Below are 23,426 nucleotides of genomic sequence, written 5' to 3'. Positions count from 1 at the left end.
AGCGGAGACGGACATACTGGAATTATACAATCGCAAACATAGCGGGGAAGAAGAGGGAAACCTCTTCTTTTTCTCTGCATCAGGAAGTATAAGACACGCTTATACTTGGCTGATCCGCTATTTGGCGTTAAGCTGGATGTGGAACGCTGAGCAACGTGCCGGACGCCTCGCAGCCGGCTTAACGATGGTAAACGCGCACGTTCCGTAGGAACGGCGTTAGCCGTTTATCTGGGCTAGAAAGGAGCTGTGAGCCGCTATGATTAGGGAAATCATCGTTGTCGAAGGAAAGGACGATACCGCAGCGATCAAGCGCGCCGTCGAGGCGGATACGATCGAAACCGGCGGCTCCGCCATCGGCCCCGCCGTGCTGCGGCGCATCGCTCTGGCCCAGGAGCGGCGGGGCGTCATAGTGTTCACGGACCCGGACCATGCCGGCGAGCGAATACGCAAAATCATCTCGGCTAAGGTGCCGGGCTGCAAGCATGCTTTCCTGCCGCAGGAGCTCGCCGAGTACAAAGGCGACATCGGCATCGAGAACGCATCGCCGGAGGCGATTCGCCATGCGCTCGAGACGGTGCGCACCGAATGCGCGGAAGGCGGCGACGGCGACATTACGTGGAGCGACATGATGGACGCCGGGCTGCTCGTTCATCCCGACGCCGCGGCGCGCCGGCTCGCGGTCGGCAATGCGCTCGGCATCGGATACTGCAACGGGAAGCAATTTTACCGCCGCTGCAACGCTTTCCGCATCTCGCGCGAAGAATTCGCAGCTGCCGTTTCCCGGCTCGACCCTCCTTGAAAGGATGCCTTATGACAACCGATAAGTCTACTTTACAACCTGAAGATATCGCTACTCCGAAGCGGACGAATGAGGTTTTGAAGAAACACGGCCTCAAGCTGAAGAAAAGCCTCGGACAAAATTTCCTGATCGATCAGAACGTGCTGAATAAAATCGTCGGCGCCGCCGAACTGGATGCCACCAAAGGCGCGCTGGAGATCGGCCCCGGCATCGGGGCGCTCACGCAGCAGCTCGCCAAGCGGGCGGGGCGCGTTGTCGCGATTGAAATCGACCAGCGGCTGCTGCCGATTCTGGAGGAGACGCTGGCGCCGTTTCCGAACGCCTCCGTCGTCCACGGCGACGTGCTCGAGGTCGACCTCGGGGCGTTGTTTGCGGAGCATTTCGCGGGAGTAAGCGGCGTCAGTGTCGTCGCTAATCTTCCCTACTACATTACGACGCCGATCATCATGAAATTGTTGCAGCAAAAGCTGCCGCTCGAAAATATTGTGGTGATGATCCAAAAGGAAGTCGCCGAACGAATGGCGGCAAAACCAGGAGGCAAAGATTACGGCTCGCTCAGCATCGCGGTGCAGTATTACTGCGATCCGGAGCTCGTGACGATCGTGCCGCACACCGTATTTATCCCGCAGCCGAACGTCGACTCCGCCGTCATCAGGCTGAAAGTACGCCGCGAGGCGCCGGTCCGGACGGACGACGAAGCGTTTTTCTTCGATGTCGTGCAAGCTTCGTTCGTGCAGCGCCGGAAGACGATTTACAACAATCTCGCCGCCAGGTATTTCAGCAAGGAGACGAAAGAGCAGCTCGGCGAGGTGCTGGCCTCGTGCGGCATCGACCCTTCGCGCCGCGCCGAGACGCTTGGCATGGACGAGTTCGCCGCGCTCGCGGACGCGCTGCGCCGCCATCTGGCTGTCAACGGGAAATAGGCCCGCGCTGCGGCTCAGGAAGGCGTATAGGCGCAAATGAGCCGAGCGAAGGGTGAAAATGAACCGGAGAGACGACTTTTAAAGCCGCGTTCCATCGACCGGGATAATGAAAGGAACGGCTTTAACGGAGGCCGGAGGTTCATTTTCAGCCCGTAGCGCAGCCCTATTTTCCGGTTGCCCGGGCGCAACGTCTCTCCGCTTAACGTCCGCTGAAAACCGGCGCCCTATGGGCACCAATCGCAATCGCCCGCCATACGATAGTCAATGGAGGCGATGAGCGATGAAGCAAGGCGATCTGGTGACGAGAAAATCGTATGGCGGCGACGTCATGTTTCGGATACAACAGTTGGAATCAAATCGGGCGGTGCTGCGCGGCATCGATTATCGGCTGCTGGCCGATGCGCCGCTGACGGACCTTGCCGTCGTAGAACCGACCGAACCGTTCCGCTATCCGCAATCGGCGGCTTCTCTCGTGCAGGAAGCGATGCAGCGCTGGGGGCACATCAAGGCGAGCCTGCAGCGGCGCCGGTACAATCACCCGCTCGGCTTTGCCGGCAAAAGCGACGCGTATTTCGAAGTGCCCGGCAAGGTGCTGCATCTCGACGGCGACTCCTCCTATTTGCGCAAAAGCATGGCGCTTTACGGCGAGCTCAGGGTGCCGGCCGAAGGGTTTCATGTCCCCGAAGCGGAGATGGCGAACGCGCTGTACCGGCTCCTGCCGCAAATTCGCCCGGATATCGTGGTGATAACGGGCCATGACGGCATCCTGAAGACGCGCCGGTCGGACGTGGCGAACCTCAGCAGCTACAAAAATTCGCTCAATTTCGTTAACGCCGTCGCGATTGCCCGCCAGTTCGAGCGCAATCGTGACGCGCTCACGATTGTAGCTGGCGCGTGCCAATCGCATTTTGAGGCGCTGCTGCAGGCTGGTGCCAATTTTGCCAGCTCGCCGGGCCGGGTGCTTATTCATGCTCTGGACCCGCTCTGCATTGCGGCAAAGGCGGCTTACACGTCGATTAAAGATACGGTTTCGATGCATGAGATCGTGCAGATGACGGTCAGCGGCCTTGATGGGCTCGGCGGCATCGAGACGCGCGGGACGTTCCGCATCGGGATCCCGGGCATTTCGCAGGCGGCCGCTGCAGCGTCGGCAACGTAACGGTTTCCATGGTCCCCAAAAAGTAAATCGGCAGCGGCAAGCTGCCGCCAGCATAACAGACAGGCTGCCCCGGAGGCGGTCTGTTTTTCTTTTTGCCGGGAAGCTGAACCTGGCTACAATTCGAAAGCGAAACGGCTTTACGCTTCTTTGCATGCGAAGCGAGTTGCGCTGCGAAATAATGCGAGGTCGCGTGTCTTCGCAAAATGCTGCGGAAGAATTGGGCTCGCCGGTAATAAGCTATTGCAGCTAGGTAACTCAGGCGGATTAGTTCTGCTGAGCCAGGCAGTTCTGTTTAAAGAACGGGTTCGTTATACAGCGTCATGCGGGGCACTATTAGGCGCCGATTTGACGGAATGCATCCCCAAAGACCGAAGATTCCATGAATAGCGACGAAAATTCGCATGGAGCGACCTTTGGGGCTTTAGCGTCCGTTTTCTCCATTTTGGCTCAGTATCAGCGCCCGAAAAGTCTCTGTTTAGCGCACATGGGCTATGTTGCGGTTTGGCCTCGTAATTCCGGAGTTTGCGGTCGGAAAATGAAGCCGCTCGAATGTTTTAGACCGAACACACCACTTAACTTACGGGGACTGGACGTTGCACGGGGCCGGGGCCCGATTCAGGGCCTGTTCTTTCGGGCTTCTATCGAGCTTTCCGGCGTCCGCGTAAGGGAGACAGGCCGATAACAAAGACACTAAGCCGACGGAAGCAAGCAGAAACATCCCTGTGCGCAATTGACAATGGGGTTTCTGCATCCTTTCTGCATCCTGGGCAAAGAACGCAATCTTTTTTCTCGCGTGCCGTGCATAGTTTTTCGCCACGAACAAACAATAATAAGCGTGCAACAAAAATTAGGCAGATATACCGTTGACAATTGTCAAATTCGGATGGTATAATTTTTGGCTTAATTTGACATGCGCTGGATAATCGGTTATAATGGATAAGGAAAGAGGTGGTAGGCACAATGGCCAAAAATGCGCTATTGGAGATCAAACGCAGCCTCGAGCCGCACGTCGGGCAAAAGATCATGCTGCGGGCCAACGGCGGCCGTCGCAAGACGATCGACGCTCCGGCGTACTGGAAGAGACGTATCCGTCGGTATTCATCGTGAAGCTGGATCAGGAGCAGCACGCTTTCAAGCGGGTGTCGTACAGCTACGCGGATATTCTGACAGAGTCCGTTGAAGTGACCGTGTGCAGCAATGACGGACAAGTTCGCATCACCTACATCCAGCATTGACATACAGGCGTTTTATGAAAAAGGCCTTTCGCCCACACGCGGCGAAGGCTTTTTCTTTTTTGGCTTAGAGGCCCCGGCCTTAATGCATTTCTGCTGCATGAGGGAGTACGGTCCGGGGCACAATACAGATACATTGCTCAGGCTGCCCGAGAAAGACGGAGGGGAAAATGGGAATGCGGGTCGGAGCGCGAAGCGTGCGCTTTTGAACTCGTGTTCCATCCGCTTAATCGGATATGGGGAAGACGAGTTTAACGAAGCTGGAGGCCTCCCCATTCCCAAGCCGCAGTGCAGCCATACTTTCTCGGGCAGCCTGAAATTACTCCGGATAAGGGAGGCAGGACAATGGGTCGACGAAGAAGAGGGATCATGTCCGAAGATCTGAAGTACGAGCTGGCCAAAGATTTGGGCTTTTACGATACGGTGATGCGCGAAGGCTGGGAAGGCATACGCACGAAGGATGCGGGAAATATGGTGAAACGGGCGATTCAGATCGCCGAGGAAAAACTGGCCCGCGACTACGTTTCGCAAGCGCGGCAGCAGCCTTCGCCCGCATGGCAGCAGCCCGCGCAAGTGCAGCGGCAACCGGTGCAAGTGCAGCGGCAGGCGGCGCAGGCGCCGAGCTACCGCCCTGCATGGCAGCCTGCGCAGGCGCAGCCTTCCGGCACGCAGCCGGCCTATGCGTTTTCGCGGCAGAGCGGCTTCGTTCCGGTTAACCCGGCAGCGGTTTCCCCCGGCTTCATACCGCCGCAGGCTCCGGCCGAAGGCGGCGCAGCCCCCTCGTATATGAGCTAAGCTGAAGCCTATGGCTTTAGCTTTTCTTTTGCGCTTTTGCTATAATAATCTAACGGATTAGGCGTTAAGCTGGAGGAGTTATGGCGAGCAATATGCAGTGCGTCTCACAGCCAGCTTAACGCCAAGCGCGAAAGAAGGTGTGCGGCAGTTGACGATTTATGAGAAGGCCCCGGCCAAAATCAATCTGTCCCTCGACGTATTGCGGAAACGGGATGACGGCTATCACGAAGTCGAGATGATTATGACGATGGTCGATTTGGCCGACCGCATCGAGATGCAGGAGCTGCCGCGGGACACGATCATTATTTCCAGCCAGGCCGGATACATTCCGCTTGACGAAAAAAATTTGGCGTTTCAAGCCGCTCGGCTCATCAAAGACCGTTACGAAGTGAAGCAGGGCGTCTATATTCATTTGGATAAAAACATTCCGGTCGCGGCGGGACTCGCCGGCGGCAGCAGCGATGCGGCAGCGACGCTGCGCGGGCTAAACCGGCTCTGGGGGCTTGGCATTACGATGGACGAGCTGAAGGCGCTGGGCGCCGAGCTCGGTTCGGACGTGCCGTTTTGCGTGACGGGCGGCACGGCGGTGGCGCGCGGACGCGGAGAGGTGCTGGAGCCCGTCGGCGCTCCGCCGCAGTGCTGGGTCGTGCTGGCGAAGCCGCCGATCAACGTCTCCACCTCGGAAATTTACGGCAAGCTGAACGTAGGCGAAATTCCCCATCGTCCGTCCATTCCGGCGATGCTGGAGGCGATCCGCAGCAAAGACTTCGACGCCATGTGCGCGAATCTCGGCAACGTGCTGGAGGATGTGACGATGAAGCTTTATCCCGAGGTGCGGCATGTGAAAGAATGCATGCTGAAGCTCGGCGCTGACGGAGTGCTTATGTCCGGAAGCGGGCCGACCGTCTTCGGCCTTGTTGCCAAAGAAGCCAAAGTGCCGCGGCTGTACAACGGATTGCGGGGGTTTTGCAAGGAAGTGTACGCGGTGCGGATGCTCGTATAACCTCATATCGGAGCCAAAAGCTCCCGGCGGCCGGATGTGGCCTGGCTGCCGGGAGCTTTTTGTACGGCTGCTGCATCGGAAATATAAGCTGTCCCTATTATTTGGCCTATTCCGCTACCAGGCGTTAAGCCGGGGTGCAACGGAGAGTAATGTGCCGGACGTCTCGCAGCCGGCTTAACGCCCAGGCGTTAAGCTAGGGTGCAACGGAGAGCGGTGTGCCGGACGTCTCGCAGCCGGCTTTAACGCCCAGGCGTTAAGCTGGGGTGCAACGGAGAGCGGTGTGCCGGACGTCTCGCAGCCGGCTTAACGCCGGTAAACGCGCTCGCCGATAAGGAAGGCTGCAGCTGGATTTCCTTATCTCGCTTTGGGCCGGGACTTTTTATATTTGCGGCCGACGAGGAAAATGAGCGGCGAGCCAACGATCGTCGGGGCGAACCAGAGCCACAGCGGCGGGATGCCGGACAGCAGCGGAATATGCGGCGAATTGACGACGAGCACGGCGGTAATAATGGCGATATAGGAGCCGAGCATGCCGCCGATATGGAGGCCGAGCCAATTGCGGACGCGACGCTTGCGGGCGAAATACCCGACAGCAGCGAAGCTGTAGGAGAAAATGCCGATATAGAACAAATAAGCGCTCGTGCTCCAATGAAGAAGGGCCATCGCCACGGAAGTAAAGAGAATGACGACGAAACTTCCGTGATACAGCTCGCCCGCGGCCGTGTGCCGGCCTTTGCGTTTGCGGGACGCCATGGCGATCAAGCCGGTGACGAGGCAAAGACAGCCTGCGGCGATGTGCAGCGCAAGCAGGAAGGGGAACAAATTCAATGTACTCCTCCTTTCGTGTGGCGTTATCCCAACGCTGGTAGTCGGTTCCATTATATCAGGCGTGACGTCTGGGTGTCATGATCTGTAAGGTAAAAAATTCTTTGTGTTACTTTTAGGTTATATTGATGTGAGAATAATTTTCATTGCTTTGCTTGAAAAAAGACGGATAAAAATGATATATTTTCAATATAATATTCGGAATTGCTGGGGGGAACTTCGTGAAAAAGTTGAAACGCAGTGCCAGGCTGGTGGAAATGACGCAATATTTGCTGTGCCGCCCCCACGTTCTTATACCGCTGACCACTTTTGCCGACCAGTACCATTCGGCTAAATCGTCGATCAGCGAAGATTTGGCCATTGTCAAGGAAGTGTTCGAGGGGGAAGGGATCGGCGAACTGCATACGCTCGCCGGAGCCGCCGGGGGAGTCCGGTTTACGCCCAAAGCGCCTAAGGAGACTTCGCTCGGTTTTGTCCGGTCCCTCTGCGAGCAGCTGCAGCAGCCGGAGCGCATTTTGCCGGGCAGCTTTCTCTACATGTCGGACCTTCTGGGGCAGCCGTCCATCGTTCAGGAAATCGGCCGGACGTTCGCAACGGCGTTCGCCGACCAGGCTGCCGACGTCGTGATGACGGTGGAGACGAAGGGCATTCCGCTCGCCTATGCGACAGCGTCCTTCATGAACTTGCCGGTCGTGCTCGTGCGCCGCGACGCCAAGGTGACGGAAGGGTCAGCGGTAAGCATCAACTATGTATCCGGTTTCAACAAGCGCATTCAGACGATGTCGCTCGCCAGACGCGCGCTGAAGGAAGACGCGAAAGTGCTTATCATCGACGACTTTATGCGTGTCGGCGGCACGATTCGCGGCATGATGGATTTGCTGCAGGAATTTAAGGCGACGGTGACCGGCATCGGCGTGTTCGTGGAATCGACCGAGGTCGAGGAGCGGCTCGTCGACAATTACATATCGCTGGCCCGGATGACCGCCGTCGATCCGAAGACGAAGCGGGTCGACGTATATCCAGGCAGCTATTTCGATTAATTTAACCAAGAAAGAGGGATTGTGATGAATTTAGAATTGATTGCAACGACGAAGGCGCCGGCGGCGATCGGCCCGTATTCGCAAGCGGTGAAATTCGGGAACCTTTTGTTTACGTCCGGGCAAATACCGCTCGATGCCAGCGGCAATCTGGTGGAAGGCGGCATCAAGGAGCAGTCGCATCAAGTGTTCCGCAATTTGCAGGCGGTGCTGGAGGAGGCCGGGTCATCGCTGGACCGGGTCGTGAAGGCGACCGTATTTTTGAAAGATATGGCGATGTTCGCCGAGCTTAACGACATATACGCTGCGTACTTCGGCAGCCATAAACCGGCCCGTTCCACTGTCGAAGTCGCGCGTTTGCCGAGAGACGTTCTTGTCGAAATCGAATTGATCGCAACCGTCTGAGTCGAATTGCGTCGTATTGACACTCCAATAGTTAAAAATAGCTAAATATTCAGTAAACACAGAAGGAATTTGCCCTAAAATGTGGAATTAGTACACCCAAGCTTACGATGCCAAAAGGTGGTGAACTCAAGTGCAAATTACCGATGTAAGACTCCGCCGGGTGAACTCCGAGGGGCGTATGAAGGCGATTGCCTCCATTACGATCGACAACGAGTTCGTCGTCCATGACATTCGCGTCATCGACGGCAATAACGGTATGTTCGTAGCGATGCCGAGCAAACGGACTCCTGACGGGGAGTTTCGGGATATCGCTCATCCGATTTCTTCCTCGACACGCGAAAAAATTCAAGCTGCTGTATTGGCCGAGTACGACAGGGCCGCAGCGGAGGAAGAAGTTATCGAAGAGGGTGCCTGATCGCCGGGATGGCATTAGACGAGAGCCCATGAGGGCTCTCTTTTCTTTTCGCCGGAGATAAGATATAGTGTGGGGGGAGATTAACCGGATGAAGAAAAGGAGTGACGGCCATGGCGGTTTACGGCGTAGTGCTGGCAGCAGGACAAGGTAAGCGGATGAAGTCGAAGCTGTACAAGGTGCTGCATCCCGTATGCGGCAAACCGATGGTCGGCCACATGGTCGACGCGCTTCGTGCGATAAATGCGGAAAGGACCGTTGTCGTCGTCGGCCATGGCGCCGACAAAGTGCAAGCTTATTTCGGCGACAGCGTACAGTACGCGCTGCAGGCGGAGCAGCTCGGAACGGGGCATGCGGTGCTTCAAGCCGAAAGGCTGCTCGGCGATCTCGACGGAACGACGGTTGTCGTCTATGGCGATACGCCGCTCATTCGCGCCGAGACGCTGCAGGCGATGGTCGCGATGCATGAGAAGAGCGGGGCCGCGGTGACGCTGCTGTCGGCGATTTTTGCCGATCCGACGGGGCTTGGGCGCATCGTGCGCGACTCGGGCGGCCGCGTCCAGGGCATTGTCGAGCAGAAGGACTGCACGCCGCAGGAAGCGGCGATCAAGGAAATCAACGCAGGCGCGTACTGCTTCGACAACCGCAAGCTGTTCGCCGCGCTCGCGCAGGTGACGAACAACAACGCGCAAAACGAATATTACTTGACCGACGTAATCGGCATTATGCGCGCGCAGGGGGACATCGTCGAAGCTTACTGCACGCCGGACGCGGACGAGTCGCTAGGCGTCAACGACCGCGCGGCGCTCGCGGATGCCGAGCGCATTATGCGCGCGCGCCTGAACCGGGCGCACATGCTGAACGGCGTCACGATCGTCGATCCGCAAGCGACGTATATCGAGGCGGAGGTGCAGATCGGCGCGGACACGGTCGTGCTGCCGGGCTCGATGCTGCGCGGGCGGACGGTGATCGGCAGCGATTGCGTCATCGGGCCAGGCGCGGACATAACGGACTCCACCGTCGGCGACGGGGCGAGCGTAAAGCATTCCGTCCTGCAGGAAGCGGTTGTCGGCGCGGCGAGCGCAGTCGGCCCGTTCGCCTACTTGCGGCCCGGCGCAAAGCTGGGCGAGGACGTGAAGGTCGGGGATTTCGTCGAAATCAAAAATGCGACGCTCGGCGACGGCACGAAAGTATCGCATCTCGCCTACGTCGGCGATGCGGTCGTCGGCAAGAACGTCAACTTCGGCTGCGGGGCGATTACCGTCAACTACGACGGCTTCAACAAGCAGCTGACGGAGGTGGAGGACGACGCTTTCGTCGGCAGCAACGTCAACTTGATCGCGCCGGTGAAAATCGGCAAAGGGGCGTACGTCGTCGCCGGCTCCACAATTACGCACGAAGTGCCTGCCGGCGATCTTGCCATCGCCCGCGAGCGGCAAACGAATAAGCCGGGCTATGCCGAGAAGCTTCGGGCCAGATTCAAGGCCAAGAAGGAAGCCTCGAAGCGAAGCTGACCGGCGGCAAGCGCGAACGATGATTGAAGCTTTCCTTTGTTGGGCAGAGTAATAACATACTCATCCAATAGAGGGAGGCTTTTCTTTATGTCGACGACCCTGAGGGCGGAAACCCGAGATAACTTGACCAAATCCGAAGTGAAGGCGAAGCGCCGCGAAGGCAAGGTTCCGGCTGTCGTCTACGGCAAGAAGCTGGCTCCTACGCCGCTGCTGATCGACCAGAAGGAGCTGCTGGCGCTGCTCCGCTCGAATCCTCATGCGGTAGTGGATCTGGACATCGAGGGCGGAGACAAGGAGCCGGCGATGGTCACCGATGTGCAGCGGGATAGCTTGACGCGCGAACTGCTGCACGTCGATTTCCATCAAATCAACATGGATGAACCGGTCCGGACGACGATCGCGCTCGATTTCGTCGGGGAGCCTATCGGCGTGAAGGAAGGCGGCATGATGCAGACGATTTTGCACGAAGTGGAAATCCGCTGCTTGCCGCAAAACATTCCGGCGGCGCTGCATGTCGACGTCAGCGAGCTGAAGCTCGGCGACACGCTCCTCGTCAGCAGCATTCAGCCGCCCGCCGGCATCGAGATCAAGACCGATCCGGATCAGACGGTCGTGACGGTGCTGGCGCCGCAGAAAGCGGCGACCGAGGAGGTCGCCGACAAGGAGTCGGCGGGCGAAACGGTGGAGGCGGCAGCGACGTCGGCGGAGCGTCGTGACGGGCTCTCCGGGCGGCGCTTGCATGCGGTCTGTTGGATCGGCAGGGGTTCGCCGGCTGCACAAAGCGGCTGATGCGCTGCGCTGCGAGCTTCGTGCGCATATTGCGTGGCTGTGCTGCTGTTGTGAACGGCTCGCTTGCCGCATCCGCTTGCAGTTGATCATGGCAACGGGCCGCTTGTAGCCTCAGCGCTGCTTCAATTGCCTTTCGGGCAATAGAGGCGGACGTCTCACGGAAAATGCCTCCGTAATTGCGTTTACGGCAATTACGGGGGCATTTTGGCGGGGAAGGGGTTCGGATGCAGCTGCAGTTGCTGTTCGCGCATTTGTGGCGGGCATTTTTGCGGCAGCGGCTTCTGCAGTTGCTGCTATAGCACTTGGCGGCGTTACGTTGGGGCGGGCTTTTGCGGCAGCGCTATGTCGAGACAGGCGCTACGGAGGCGGTTTTGGCGGGGTAGGTGTTCGGGATGCGCGCCAGCAGATGCCGGTGTTGACTTCGGCGAAAGCCGCGGAGTAATATTCTACGTAGCTTATGCTTAGGCCGCAGCTGCCGCAAGGAGGAGATCGCAAGTGAAATGCTTCGTCGGGCTCGGCAACCCGGGACCCCAATACGCGAAGACCAGGCACAACATTGGCTTCATGGCCGTCGACCGGTTCGCCGAGAAGTGGAACATGGCCAAATTCCAGAACAAGTGCAAAGGGTTGCTGCCGAAGGCAACGTGAACGGCGAGAAGGTGTATTTGCTCAAGCCGATGACGTATATGAATTTGTCGGGCGAGTCGGTGCGCGCTTTTCTCGATTTTTACAAACTAAGCTTAGAGGACGTTATCGTGCTGTACGACGATCTCGATACGCCGTACGGTTCCGTCCGGCTGCGCTACCAGGCAGCGCCGGCGGCCATAACGGGATCAAATCGATCATTCAGCACGTCGGGACGCAGACGTTCAACCGGATCCGGATCGGCATCTCGCGTCCGCAGCCGGGATTCGACATCGCGAATTACGTGCTCGCGGCGTTCAGCAAGGACGAATTCGGCCGCATGGACACCCTCCTTGACACGATTGTCGAAGCGATGGAATTCGCGCTGGAGCATCCGTTCGAGAAGACGATGGCCAAGTTTAACAAGTAACAACCAGGCTTCCCGAGAAAGTATGGCTGCGCTGCGGGCCTAAGAATGGGGGTCTTCGGCTTCCTTGAACTCGTGTTCCCTCGAATTCGAAAACATAGCGGGAACACGAGTTCAAAGGCGCACGCTACGCTCCAAGGTCTACATTCCCGTCCTCCGCTCCGCCTTACTTGGACGGCTTGTTTCGTGCAAGTAACGTTGCAGTTGCAGCTACGGCACCGTCAACCCGCCGCCAAACACCCGCAGACGAGGCACCATGCCTAATTCCGGCGCGAGCTGGGCATACTGGAAAGTACTACGAACTTTCCGGGAGGCATACACTGATGTCGGTGAAATATATTTGCAGACATTGTCTGACATTTCAAGGCGAGATCAATTCGGGCGAAGTGAGCGAAGCGCAGCTGGGCTTTCATTTCTTGACCCCCGAAGAGCGGAGAGATATAATAGCGTATAACGCGGACGGAGACGTCACGGTCAAAGTCGTCTGCGACTATTGCCGGGAAGCGCTGGAGTCGAATCCGGAGCTGTCTCTCCTCGGCAATCCGCTGCAATAACGAGACTTATCGTAACAACCGGCCTGGAGCAGGTTCGGCGGCATTTCGCCGGACGCGCTTCAAGGCTTCTTTTGTGTGAGAGGAGTGCACCCGACTTGCAGGCTTTGCATGCTTTATTAGATGCGTTCTCGGCGGACGCCGATTTCCAGTCGGTCGCTGCGGGCGTTCGTTCCGGCATGCGCGAGCAGATCGTCTCCGGCCTTACGGGCTCGTCCCGGCAAGTGATGATCGCGGCGCTGGAGAAAGAGCTGGGGCGGCCGTTTCTGATCGTGACCCACAATATGTTCGCCGCGCAAAAAATTCACGAAGATTTAGTCGAGTGCCTATCCGAGGATCGCGTGCTGCTGTACCCGTCCCAGGAGCTGATCGCCGCCGAAGCGGCCGCCGCCAGCCCGGAAATGCTCGCTTCGCGCATCGATGTGCTGACGAAGCTCGCGCAAGGTTTTACAGGCATCGTGATTACGCCATTTGCGGGGCTTAGGCGGCTGCTGCCGGACCGGGACGTTTTTGCCGATTGCCGGCTGCAGGTAAAAGCAGGGGACGAACTGAACCTGAACGAATTTTTGGAGCGCATGACCGAGCTCGGCTACGAACGGGTCGAACAGGTCGAGCGCAAAGGCGAGATGAGCGTCCGCGGCGGCATTATCGACTTTTTCCCGCTTACGTTTCCGCTCGCTGTCCGCATCGAGCTGTTCGACGTCGAAGTCGAGTCGATCCGCACGTTCGATGTGACCGATCAGCGGTCCGTAGATAAAATGAACGCGGTAACGATCCCTCCGTGCCGGGAGATCCTGATAGATCGTAAGCGCTTCCAAAATGCGGCTCAGCACGCCTACGAGCTGCTGGAAGCGCAGCTGGCCAAAATGACCGACCGCACCGCCAAGGAAAAGCTGCTCGAGGGGATCGGGCACGACATCGAGCGGCTGCGGGAAGGGCAGCATTTTCCGGGCATTTTCAAATATATGTCGCTGCTCTATCCGCAGCGGCAAACGCTGCTCGATTACGTGGCCAAAGACACGGTGCTGCTCATCGACGAACCGGCGCGGCTGCTCGAGACGGCCAGGCAGCTTGAGCGGGACGATGCCGAATGGATGACCCATTCGCTGCAGGAAGGCGGTTCAATGCCGGCGCTCGTGCTGTCCAAGACGTACGAGTCGCTGTTGCAGCGCCGGCCGTTCCCGACGCTGTTCCTGTCGCTGTTTTTGCGTCAGGTGCCGGGAGCTCAGCCGCAAAACATCGTCAACTTCATGTGCCGCGCGATGCAAAGCTTCCACGGCCAAATGAACGTGCTGAAGAGCGAAATGGAGCGGTGGAAAAAATCGGGCGCCAAAGTGCTCGTGCTGGCCGGCGGCGAGGAGCGTGCAGACCGCGTACGGCGCGTGCTGGCGGATTACCACATCGCGGAGCCGACGATTTTGAACGGGAGCCTGCAGTCGGGCTTCGAGCTGCCGTCCGTTCATCTTGTCGTCATTACCGAAGGTGAAATTTTCACGCAAAAGCAGCGCAAGGCGCGCAAAGTCGATAAGAAAATCGAGAATGCCGAGCGGATCAAGAGCTATCAGGAGCTCAAAGTCGGCGATTACGTCGTGCACGTCAACCACGGCATCGGCAAATACGTCGGCATCGGCACGCTCGAGGTCGGCGGCATTCACAAGGACTATTTGCATATTTTATACGCCGGCGGCGACAAGCTGTCGGTTCCGATCGAGCAGATCGATCTGATTCAGAAATACGTCGGCTCCGACGATAAAGAGCCGAAAGTGTATAAGCTCGGCGGAGCGACTGGAACCGCGTCAAAAACAAAGCGCGCTCCGCGGTCAAAGATATCGCCGACGATCTGATCAAGTTGTACGCGCAGCGGCAATCGACGCCGGGCTACGCGTTCAGCCGCGATTCCGGCTACCAGCAGGAGTTCGAAGCGATGTTCCCGTACGACGAGACGGCGGATCAGCTGCGCGCGATCGAGGAAATCAAGAAGGACATGGAAAAGCCGCGCCCGATGGACCGGCTGCTGTGCGGCGACGTCGGTTACGGCAAGACGGAGGTGGCGATCCGCGCCGCCTTCAAAGCGGCGATCGACGGCAAGCAGGTGGCCGTGCTCGTGCCGACGACGATTCTTGCCCAGCAGCATTACGAAACGTTCCGCGAGCGGTTCTCCGGCTATCCGTTCAACATCCAGGTGCTGAGCCGCTTCCGGTCCAAGAAGGAGCAGAACGAGACGATTAAAGGTGTCCGCAACGGCACCGTCGACGTCATCATCGGCACGCACCGGCTGCTGTCGCAGGATTTGATTTTCAAAGATCTCGGGCTGCTGATTGTGGACGAGGAGCAGCGCTTCGGCGTCACGCACAAGGAGAAGCTGAAAAAGCTGAAGACGAACGTGGACGTGCTGACGCTGACTGCCACCCCAATTCCGCGCACGCTTCATATGTCCATGCTGGGCGTGCGCGATTTGTCGGTGATCGAGACGCCGCCGGAGAACCGGTTCCCGGTGCAGACGTACGTGGTCGAGCACAGCAACGCCCTCGTGCGCGAGGCGATCGAGCGTGAGCTGGCGCGTGAAGGACAGGTGTACTATTTGTACAACCGCGTCCAGGGCATCAACCAGATGGCGGAGCAAATTTCCATGCTCGTCCCCGACGCGCGCGTGGCGGTAGCGCACGGCCAAATGTCGGAGCAGGAGCTGGAGCGGACGATTCTCGATTTTCTCGACGGGGAATTCGACGTGCTCGTATCGACGAGCATTATCGAGACCGGCGTCGACATCCCGAACGTCAATACGCTCATCGTCCACGACGCCGACAAAATGGGCCTCTCCCAGCTGTACCAGCTGCGCGGCCGCGTCGGCCGCTCGAGCCGCATCGCCTACGCCTACTTTACGTATCAGCGGGACAAGGTGCTGACCGAAGTGGCGGAAAAACGGCTGCAAGCGATCAAAGAGTTTACAGAGCTGGGGTCAGGGTTTAAAATTGCGATGAGGGACCTGTCCATCCGCGGCGCCGGCAATTTGCTCGGAGCAGAGCAGCACGGCTTCATCGCTTCGGTCGGGTTCGACCTGTACTCGCAAATGCTGGCGGAAGAAATTGCCCAGCGCAAAAAGGAAATGGGCGAAGAGGCGGTTCAGGAGCCGGATTGGAATACGCAGCTCGACATCCAGCTCGACGCCTATTTGCCTTCGGATTATATTTACGATAGTATGCAGAAGATCGAGATTTACAAAAAGGTCGCGGCCATCCGCACGCTGGAAGAAGCGTCCGACCTGCTCGACGAGCTGATCGACCGGTTCGGCGAGCCGCCGCAGGCCGTTTTGAATCTGGTTGCGGCCGCGCGGCTGAAGGCGTTCGGAGCGATGTACCGCATCGAGCAGATCAGCCAGAAGGGCGACGACTTCCAGATCAAAATGAGCCCCGACCAGAACGAGCGCCTCGACGGACAGAAGCTGTTCGCCATGACGCCATTGTGGGACAACCGCGTGAAGCTCCTTTCCGGGCCTCAAATCATCGTCCACATTCGCTGCAAAGGATTCACCCCGGAACAATCCATCGCATTCGTGGAAAAATTCCTGGTCCAATACAAAGAGGCTTTAAAACCGAAGGGAGAACTGCATAATGTTGCCAAATAAAACGAACCCGGCGCGCAGGTGGGCGCTTGTCCTGCTGACGCTCGCGCTGGCGTTCTCGCTTGCCGCGTGCGGCAAAAAAGACGGCGCCGCGAAAGGGGCCGCTCCGAACGCGGGGGCAACCGGCACCTCCGGCAATAAGGCCGAAGTGATCGCCACGTACAAGGACAACGGCCAGATTACGCGCGGCGATTTCGATTCGTTCGTGAACATCAATACGCTGCTCAACCCGCAGATCGCGTCGTTTTCCAGCGACCCCGGATTTCAGCAAGATATGCTGAAGCAGCTTATCGCGATGAAGATTCTTGCGTCCAGAGCGGACGACAAAGTGAAAGCCGACGCCGACAAGCAGACGGCAAGCCAGCTGGACCAGTTCAAAGCGTACTTCGGCGCGATGGAAGGCGGTCTGGACAAGCAGCTGAAGGATCATAACCTGACGATAGCGGACGTTGAGAGCTTTCTGAAAATGAGCTCCTACGGCATCAACGGTTTGAAGGGCAAAGTGACCGACGACGAATTGAAGAAGAAGTATGACGACAATTTGAAGGCGGATCCGCATGCTTACGATGTCGCGACGGTGAGCCATATTTTGGTCGCGCTGAAAGATCCGTCGGATCCGACCGGACAGAAAGACTTGCGCACGAAGGATCAGGCGCTTGCCCGCGCCAAAGAAGTGAAAAGCAAGCTTGATGCGGGCGGCGATTTCGCGGCGCTGGCCAAAGAATATTCCGACGATCCGGGCTCCAAGGATCAAGGCGGCCAATACAAAGATGCCGACATCAACCAATGGGTGCCGGAATTCAAAAATGCGGCGGCGACGCTGCCGATCGGCAAAATCAGCGATCCGGTCGAAACTCAGTACGGCTACCACGTCATGCGCGTCGACGCGCGCAAAACGAAAAGCTTTGACGAAGTGAAGGAGAGCCTGAAAAACGACATCGCGCAGCAGGAAGCTTACGATTTCATGGATAAAGAACTGCCTGGGCTTATTCTGACCAACAAGCTGCCGCAGCCGAAGCCGGCCGACCAGACGAAGCCGGGAGCGCAGACGCCGTCCGCGCCTGCTCCGTCCGGCAAGTGATGATGAATGCCAGGATACTCCAAACGAGTATCCTGTTTTTATTTGTTAAACATGGACAATCTATTGGTGAACGGCAGAGCCGGCTACATAGGTTAGACCGGGGAGGATTGCTGGCTGCATCGGAAAGTTTAAGCCCACACCGCGACACCCTTGTGGCAGGTTTGTATAAGAATATGGGAGCCGAAGAATACTATGGCTACGATTCGAAGCTCCCTCCATTCATGCATACAGCGCACCGCCATCCAGTCGTATCTAATCTTCAAGAAAGCGAGGCATCTAGAGGCATGAAAGCAACTGGAATTGTACGCCGGATTGACGATCTTGGCAGAGTCGTTATCCCGAAAGAAATACGCCGCACGTTGAGGATTCGTGAAGGCGATCCGCTGGAAATTTTCGTAGATCGCGACGGAGAAGTCATATTGAAAAAATATTCGCCGATCGGGGAGCTTGGGGACTTTGCCAAGGAGTATGCCGAATCGTTGTACGAGAGCACCAACCACATCACGATGATTTCCGACCGCGACACCATCATTGCCGTCGCCGGAGGCTCGAAGAAGGATTATTTGGACAAGCAGATCGGCTCCCTCGTGGAGACTTGCATGGAAAACCGCAAAGCCGCGCTCGAAAGCACGCCCGGACAATACGACATTACGAAGGATATGACGGATACGTATTCCTCGTATGTTATCGCTCCGATCGTTGCCGGCGGCGATCCGATCGGCTCCGTTATTTTGCTCAGCAAGGACGAGAACGTCAAGATGGGCCAGATGGAAATGAAGATGGCGGAAACCGCCGCCGGCTTTCTGGCGAAGCAAATGGAGCAGTAGCCAAGGCAGCACCCGCGCCGGCTTCCGCTGCGGACGACAATCGTCTTCCGCAGCGGAAGCTTTTTTGCATATTTAGAGGCTTGGGATATAATGGGGACAACTCAGGCTGACCGGGAAAGGCGGAGCGGAGAACGCGTTTGAACTCGTGTTCCCACTATATTTTCAAATTCATAGGAACACGAGTGAGGACGAAGCCGGAGATCCACATTCTTAGGTCCGCAACGCAGCCCTACTTTCCCGGGCAGATTGACAATCAATGATAACGGAGGTTCAGCATGGCGGCACGAATTACGGTACTCGGTCTCGGCACGGGAGACGAATCCAAACTGACAATCGGATGTTTCAACAAGCTGAAGTCGGGGCTGCCGCTCTACTTGCGCACCGACCGCCACCCGATGGTGGAACTGCTGCGCCGGCACGGGATCGGCTACACGTCTTTTGACGGCGTCTATGAAGAAGAAGCGGCGTTCGAAGCCGTGTACGAGCGCATCGCGTCGCGTCTTCTCGAGCTTGCCAAGGCAAGCGGAAGCGAGCTCCTGTATGCGGTTCCGGGCCATCCGATGGTGGCGGAGCGCACCGTGCAGCTGCTGCGGGAGCGTTGCCCGGCGGTCGGCGTGGCGCTCGATGTGCAAGGCGGGGAAAGCTTCCTCGACGAAGCGTTTATTCGCTTTGGCTTCGATCCTGTCGAGGGGTTTCGACTGCTGGATGCGACGAATTTCGACACGCGTGGCTTTCAGCCTCATATTCACACGCTGATTACGCAAGTTTACGACACGATGACAGCTTCGGACGTGAAGCTCGGCTTAATGGAAGTGCTGCCTGACGATTATCGGGTTGTCGTGGGCCATTCCCTTGGCGTTGCAGGCGAAGAAATCATCCAGGAAGTGCCGCTTTACGAGCTCGACCGGGTCGTCGGCTACGGCAACCTGTCGCTCGTCTGGGTGCCGCGAAGCGAGCGGGAAGAGCTGCGCAACCGGTCGTTCGAGCGGCTCCAGGAAATCGTGGAAATTTTGCGGAGTCCGGAAGGGTGCCCTTGGGACCGGGAGCAAACCCACAGCAGCATCCGCAAAAACTTGATTGAGGAAACGTACGAGGTGCTGGAAACGATCGATGACGACGATCCGGAAGCGATGTGCGAGGAAATGGGCGACCTGCTGCTGCAAATTATGCTGCACTCGCAAATGGAGGCCGAGGCCGGGACGTTCAACGTGTACGACGTCGTGCAGGCGATTAACGAGAAGCTGATCCGCCGCCATCCGCACGTCTTCGGCGAGCTCGCGGCGCGGACGGCGGACGAGGCGCTCGCCAACTGGCAGCAGATCAAGGACGAGGAGAAGCGCAGGAAAGGCATCGATCCGGCGCAGCAGTCGCTGCTTTCCGGTGTGCCGCGCGATTTGCCGGGCCTGATGAAAGCGTACGAGCTGCAGAAAAAAGCCGCCAAGGTCGGCTTCGACTGGACGGACGCGCGCGACGTCGTCGACAAAATAGAGGAAGAGCTGCGCGAGCTGCAAGAGGTCATGGAGCCCCGCGGCACGGCCGAACAGCGGCTTGACGAGCTGGGCGACCTGCTGTTCGCGGTCGTCAATCTGGCCCGTTTTCTCAAGGTGGACCCGGAAGAAGCGCTGGCTGCGACGAATCGGAAATTTATGCAAAGATTTTCCTATATTGAGCAAAAATTACGTTTAAGCGGCCGGGATTTTGCCCAAACTGACTTACCAGAGATGGAGAATTGGTGGCAGGAAGCAAAAAAACTTGCTCGAAATGTGTCTAGCAAGCAGGAATTTTAGAATGTACAAAGAATACTTAGTTTCGAGCAGGATGAACATGGCAAACCGCCGACGCTCTCCAAAGCGAAGGACGCCCTGCGTCACTTCGAAATACCCAATCTCTTAGGAGGTACATATCGACATGAACAAGACAGATCTGATCAACAACATCGCATCCAAGAGCGGCCTGACGAAGAAAGACGTGGAGACCGTCCTGAACGGCTTCCTCGGCGAAGTGGAAACCGCGCTGTCGAGCGGCGACAAAGTTCAACTTATCGGCTTCGGCACGTTCGAAACCCGCAAGCGCTCCGGCCGTACGGGCCGCAACCCGCAAACCGGCGCTACGATCACGATTAAAGAATCCAAAGTACCTGCTTTCAAAGCAGGCAACAAGCTTAAAGAAGCTGTGAAGTAATGCGTCTCGACAAATTCCTCAAGGTATCCCGACTGATCAAGCGGCGCACCGTCGCCAAGGACGTCTCCGAGCAGGGACGCGTCTGGATCAACGGCCGGGATGCCAAGCCGAGCAGCGCGGTGAAGGAGGGCGACGAGCTGGCAATCCAGTTCGGCCAGAAGAAAGTGACGGTCCGGGTGGAACGACTGACGGAGTCGACCCGCAAGGAAGACGCTGCAACGATGTACACTGTGCTGAAGGAAGAGCCTTTCGGCACATCGCAAGAATAAAAGCAAGACGGTTCCCCTGATTGAAGCGGGGCCGTCTTTTTTTTTTATTGCAGCGCATCGCAGCGTCATGCAAGTTGCTGGTTGCGTCCGTGTTCGGTTATTTCTCGAAAGCTCCTCATTCTTGGACTCGATAAGGTGCCATGTTCTGAACTCGAGAGGGCCCGTGTTCTGAACTCGATAAGGCACCATGTTCTGAACTCGAAAAGTCCCACGTTCTGAACTCAAAAAGTCCCACGTTCTAAACTCGATAAGGTTCCACGTTCTGAACCTGAAAAGTCCCACATTCTCTAATCAGAGACTTAGCGGGCGCTGATTTGGCACGAAAAGTCGCTATACACCGGTTTGCGCCCCAACGTACGCTGACAAAGACATTTGTTCTTTCGACAAAGAATCTCCGTACGCTAGACGCTAGTTTCGACAAAATCGCCCCTGGACAGCGTCATGAAAGTCGCTGATTAGCGCACGCATTCGTTATTTGAGTCGACTGGCGGTGTACTTTTACGAAATAGCCCCTGCCCTCCGGAGGGAACTCAGACATAGCTCAGGCTCGAGAGGGAAATACCTGCGCCTGGTCCTGACCTTCAGAAATGGTGTACACGCTGTTCTAAAACCGGACATCCCCCCATAAGGTAGGTGTAGAGGAGGGGCTAAGCCATGGTCGAACCGAAAGCGCCGAAGCGCCAGGAAATCAAAATGCTGAACCGCAAGCTGCTCGAAATTTCCGGAGTGCTCAATGTGGAAAGCTTTGATAGCGAGGAATTTTTGCTGGAGACGGAATGCGGCTTTTTGATGATTAAAGGACAGAACCTGCACATTAAAAACTTGAGCCTCGATCAGGGACTCGTCGCCATCGAGGGCTACGTGAACGAGCTCGGCTACGTCGACGCACACTCCCCGGATAAGTCCAAGGGATTTCTGGGCAAGCTGTTTAAGTGACGCTGAACGTACAATTCCTGACCCTGTGGATGATGTTCGTCAGCGGGCTCGGCCTCGGCGTGCTGTTTGACGGCATTCGCGTGCTGGCCGGCCAGCTGCGCGTCCCGCGTTGGACGCAGCCGGTGACGGACCTTCTGTATTGGATTTTGGCGACGGTGCTTATTTTCCGTATCCTGTACTGGAGCAACCAAGGGCAGGTTCGGCTGTTCGTCTTCCTCGGGCTTCTGATCGGCATCGTGCTGTATTTCACCGCCATAAGCAGACCCGTCGTCCGCTTTATGCTGTTCTGCATCAATGTAGTGAAGGCGCTGTACCGCTTTCTTGTGAAAACGGTACAGATGGTGATCATCAAACCGATCATTGCCCTGTTCCGTTTTTTTATACTGTTCTTAGGATTTTTGGCGACGGTGGCTATATTCCTGTACAAATTTGTGCTACAATGTCTGTATCCTTTTTGGAAACTGCTCGCGTGGCTCACTCGGCCTTTGTGGCGGCCGCTGCTGAAGCATGTCCGGATCCCGCGGTGGCTGACGGACATCGGCTTCTGGTTCGCCCGCATATGGGCTTGGCTGCGCCGGTGGTTTTAACGGGAAACGACGTTCAAGGACAGGGGGCCGCAACCGAACATGCCTGCTCACGCTGACGCACTGCCTGCGAGTGCCCAACTGAATAAAGGATCGAAGCGCCGCAAGCGCATCTTGGCCTTTTGCGTAGTCGCCTTTCTCACGTGGGCGCTGCCGACCTTCGTTGCGCAGTGGTCCAAGCTGAACCAGAAGACGGCGGAGTTGCAAGCGCTGCAGCAGCAAACGGAGCAGCTGAAGCAGACGAACGAACAGACGAAGCGCGATGTAGCGCGCTTGAACGATAAGGAGTACGTCGAGCAGAAAATTCGGACGGAGCTCCATTGGTATAAGCCGGGGGAGACGGTTTTCCCGGCGAAGAAGCCGAACCCGTAGCGGCGTCCGGCAACAACTTGCGCCCATTTTTGCCAGCCTGTATTGCCGTATCTCCTTACATCAGTTATAATCGGCATAGCCAAGTCTTTCTCAACATTTTAAGGGAGGAACAAGTACCTATATGGCAATTGAAGTGGGCAGCAAGCTAGAGGGCAAGGTGACAGGCATCACTCACTTCGGGGCATTCGTCGAACTCGAAGGCGGTGTCACCGGTCTCGTCCACATTTCGGAAATCGCCGACAACTATGTTAAGGACGTCAACGATCATTTGAAGCTGAACGATATCGTTACAGTGAAGGTGATCAACGTCGACAAGGACGGCAAGATCGGATTGTCTATCAAGCAGACAATCGACAGACCACCTGAAGCTGCTCGACCCGAAAGATCGTTTGGCGGCGGTCCGCGCGGCGGCTTCGGCGGCGGAGATCGCGGTCCGCGCGGCGGCGGTTTCGGCGGAGACCGCGGTCCGAGAGGCGGCGGCCGGGGCGATCGCGGCGGCGCGCCAAGATCGATGTCGTTCGAAGACAAGATGTCCCGCTTCCTGAAGGATAGCGAAGAGCGCATTTCCTCCTTGAAGAAAAATACCGAAGGCAAACGCGGCGGCCGAGGAGCTAGACGCGACTAACCAGCATAAAACGAAACCGCAAGTACGGTACTCCCGCGCTTGCGGTTTTTTGCTTTGTCGGGGCGTGCGCTCGTACGGAAAGACAGCTTGAGCTGAGCGGGTTCCTCTTACGGAAGCGGAAATGGAGCTTGCTGACTGATTCGGCATGAAGAGGCCGGCTTGAAACCTGCAATCGCTTTTGCAGCCTATTGACTTTACCGGAACCCGCTGCAAGATGCGACGGCGCTCCGGACTGAAATCGCCTGCAACAAAAGGCGAGGAGAAAACGAGCCAGACCCGGCGATTCGACGCAGGCTAGGGCTCGGGAGGGATTTTGGCGCGCAGTGTTGCGGCGAAGCACGATTTTCCACTAATTTCCTTGTTTGGCACCTCCCCTTCGACACATTCCCGCCTCATCTGCTGAATATTCCTCTACGCCATCTGACGCCGGGCTC

Annotated in this window: 22 protein-coding genes and 3 pseudogenes; 24 read left to right on the top strand and 1 reads right to left on the bottom strand. The window is 57.3% G+C overall.

Annotation, left to right across the window (positions count from 1 at the left end; genetic code table 11):
• Positions 1–256: 256 nt before the first annotated feature.
• The 6 genes and pseudogenes from rnmV to ispE all read left to right on the top strand — a co-directional run bounded on the left by rnmV (position 257) and on the right by ispE (position 5,911).
• Complete coding sequence (rnmV, locus tag SD70_RS20355) at positions 257–799, top strand: ribonuclease M5 (protein ID WP_041049344.1); 543 nt, start codon at positions 257–259, stop codon at positions 797–799.
• An 11-nt stretch (positions 800–810) separates the two neighbouring features.
• Positions 811–1,722, top strand: a complete 912-nt coding sequence (gene rsmA / locus SD70_RS20350; protein ID WP_041049343.1) for a 16S rRNA (adenine(1518)-N(6)/adenine(1519)-N(6))-dimethyltransferase RsmA — start codon at positions 811–813, stop codon at positions 1,720–1,722.
• Positions 1,723–2,002: 280 nt separating this feature from the next.
• Positions 2,003–2,881 (top strand): sporulation peptidase YabG, encoded by an 879-nt coding sequence (gene yabG / locus SD70_RS20345; protein ID WP_041049342.1) that lies wholly within the window; start codon positions 2,003–2,005, stop codon positions 2,879–2,881.
• 960 nt (positions 2,882–3,841) lie between these two features.
• Positions 3,842–4,116, top strand: a pseudogene (gene veg / locus SD70_RS20340) (biofilm formation stimulator Veg).
• A gap of 342 nt (positions 4,117–4,458) precedes the next feature.
• A pseudogene (locus tag SD70_RS35090) lies at positions 4,459–4,629 on the top strand (protein sspF); the annotation flags it as partial.
• A gap of 427 nt (positions 4,630–5,056) precedes the next feature.
• The gene (gene ispE / locus SD70_RS20330) at positions 5,057–5,911 is read left to right on the top strand and encodes a 4-(cytidine 5'-diphospho)-2-C-methyl-D-erythritol kinase (protein WP_041049340.1); all 855 of its coding nucleotides are present in this window, start codon (positions 5,057–5,059) and stop codon (positions 5,909–5,911) included.
• A gap of 354 nt (positions 5,912–6,265) precedes the next feature.
• Here ispE and SD70_RS20325 read toward each other — a convergent pair whose 3' ends face one another.
• Positions 6,266–6,739, bottom strand: coding sequence for a hypothetical protein (locus SD70_RS20325; protein WP_041049339.1), 474 nt, complete (start codon positions 6,737–6,739; stop codon positions 6,266–6,268).
• 218 nt (positions 6,740–6,957) lie between these two features.
• Between SD70_RS20325 and purR the strand changes: the two genes are divergently transcribed.
• The 18 genes and pseudogenes from purR to SD70_RS20240 all read left to right on the top strand — a co-directional run bounded on the left by purR (position 6,958) and on the right by SD70_RS20240 (position 22,992).
• Positions 6,958–7,776 carry a pur operon repressor gene (gene purR / locus SD70_RS20320; protein WP_041049338.1) on the top strand — a complete coding sequence of 273 codons (819 nt, stop codon included), beginning with the start codon at positions 6,958–6,960 and terminating at the stop codon, positions 7,774–7,776.
• A 24-nt stretch (positions 7,777–7,800) separates the two neighbouring features.
• Entirely contained in the window at positions 7,801–8,178 is a 378-nt protein-coding gene (locus tag SD70_RS20315) for a RidA family protein (protein ID WP_041049337.1), read from the top strand.
• 130 nt (positions 8,179–8,308) lie between these two features.
• Entirely contained in the window at positions 8,309–8,593 is a 285-nt protein-coding gene (gene spoVG, locus SD70_RS20310) for a septation regulator SpoVG (protein WP_041049336.1), read from the top strand.
• A 110-nt stretch (positions 8,594–8,703) separates the two neighbouring features.
• Positions 8,704–10,104 (top strand): bifunctional UDP-N-acetylglucosamine diphosphorylase/glucosamine-1-phosphate N-acetyltransferase GlmU, encoded by a 1,401-nt coding sequence (gene glmU / locus SD70_RS20305; RefSeq protein WP_041049335.1) that lies wholly within the window; start codon positions 8,704–8,706, stop codon positions 10,102–10,104.
• An 87-nt stretch (positions 10,105–10,191) separates the two neighbouring features.
• A complete protein-coding gene (locus SD70_RS20300) occupies positions 10,192–10,893 on the top strand; it encodes a 50S ribosomal protein L25 (protein ID WP_082053518.1) in 702 nt (233 codons plus the stop codon).
• A 495-nt stretch (positions 10,894–11,388) separates the two neighbouring features.
• Positions 11,389–11,947 (top strand): annotated as a pseudogene (pth, locus tag SD70_RS20295) (aminoacyl-tRNA hydrolase).
• Positions 11,948–12,267: 320 nt separating this feature from the next.
• Positions 12,268–12,498 (top strand): anti-sigma-F factor Fin family protein, encoded by a 231-nt coding sequence (locus SD70_RS20290; RefSeq protein ID WP_041049334.1) that lies wholly within the window; start codon positions 12,268–12,270, stop codon positions 12,496–12,498.
• A gap of 104 nt (positions 12,499–12,602) precedes the next feature.
• Complete coding sequence (locus tag SD70_RS40450; protein ID WP_394297995.1) at positions 12,603–14,339, top strand: CarD family transcriptional regulator; 1,737 nt, start codon at positions 12,603–12,605, stop codon at positions 14,337–14,339.
• Positions 14,324–16,120: a transcription-repair coupling factor gene (mfd, locus tag SD70_RS40445; RefSeq protein ID WP_394297994.1), complete on the top strand. Its 1,797-nt coding sequence runs from the start codon at positions 14,324–14,326 to the stop codon at positions 16,118–16,120. The genes SD70_RS40450 and mfd overlap by 16 nt, the downstream gene beginning before the upstream one ends.
• On the top strand, positions 16,107–17,198 hold the full coding sequence (locus tag SD70_RS20280; RefSeq protein ID WP_041049333.1) for a peptidylprolyl isomerase: 1,092 nt from the start codon (positions 16,107–16,109) through the stop codon (positions 17,196–17,198). Before mfd ends, SD70_RS20280 begins: the two co-directional genes overlap by 14 nt.
• A 284-nt stretch (positions 17,199–17,482) precedes the next feature.
• Positions 17,483–18,025, top strand: coding sequence for a stage V sporulation protein T (spoVT, locus tag SD70_RS20275; RefSeq protein ID WP_041049332.1), 543 nt, complete (start codon positions 17,483–17,485; stop codon positions 18,023–18,025).
• A gap of 275 nt (positions 18,026–18,300) precedes the next feature.
• The gene (locus tag SD70_RS20270) at positions 18,301–19,812 is read left to right on the top strand and encodes a bifunctional methyltransferase/pyrophosphohydrolase YabN (RefSeq protein ID WP_041049331.1); all 1,512 of its coding nucleotides are present in this window, start codon (positions 18,301–18,303) and stop codon (positions 19,810–19,812) included.
• A gap of 121 nt (positions 19,813–19,933) precedes the next feature.
• A complete protein-coding gene (locus tag SD70_RS20265; RefSeq protein ID WP_041049330.1) occupies positions 19,934–20,206 on the top strand; it encodes an HU family DNA-binding protein in 273 nt (90 codons plus the stop codon).
• Entirely contained in the window at positions 20,206–20,475 is a 270-nt protein-coding gene (locus SD70_RS20260; protein ID WP_041049329.1) for an RNA-binding S4 domain-containing protein, read from the top strand. The genes SD70_RS20265 and SD70_RS20260 overlap by 1 nt, the downstream gene beginning before the upstream one ends.
• Before the next feature lie 654 nt (positions 20,476–21,129).
• Positions 21,130–21,411 carry a sporulation protein YabP gene (gene yabP / locus SD70_RS20255; protein ID WP_041049328.1) on the top strand — a complete coding sequence of 94 codons (282 nt, stop codon included), beginning with the start codon at positions 21,130–21,132 and terminating at the stop codon, positions 21,409–21,411.
• Positions 21,408–21,998, top strand: coding sequence for a spore cortex biosynthesis protein YabQ (gene yabQ / locus SD70_RS20250; RefSeq protein ID WP_041049327.1), 591 nt, complete (start codon positions 21,408–21,410; stop codon positions 21,996–21,998). Before yabP ends, yabQ begins: the two co-directional genes overlap by 4 nt.
• 39 nt (positions 21,999–22,037) lie before the next feature.
• A complete protein-coding gene (locus tag SD70_RS20245) occupies positions 22,038–22,367 on the top strand; it encodes an FtsB family cell division protein (RefSeq protein WP_041049326.1) in 330 nt (109 codons plus the stop codon).
• A 121-nt stretch (positions 22,368–22,488) separates the two neighbouring features.
• Positions 22,489–22,992, top strand: coding sequence for a S1 domain-containing RNA-binding protein (locus SD70_RS20240; RefSeq protein WP_041049325.1), 504 nt, complete (start codon positions 22,489–22,491; stop codon positions 22,990–22,992).
• The last annotated feature ends 434 nt before the right edge of the window (positions 22,993–23,426 follow it).

The sequence above is a fragment of the Gordoniibacillus kamchatkensis genome (assembly GCF_000829455.1).
GTDB classification, from domain to species: domain Bacteria; phylum Bacillota; class Bacilli; order Paenibacillales; family NBRC-103111; genus Gordoniibacillus; species Gordoniibacillus kamchatkensis.
Note: the sequence above shows the minus strand (reverse complement) of the source record. Positions and strands in the feature narration are given on the sequence as shown.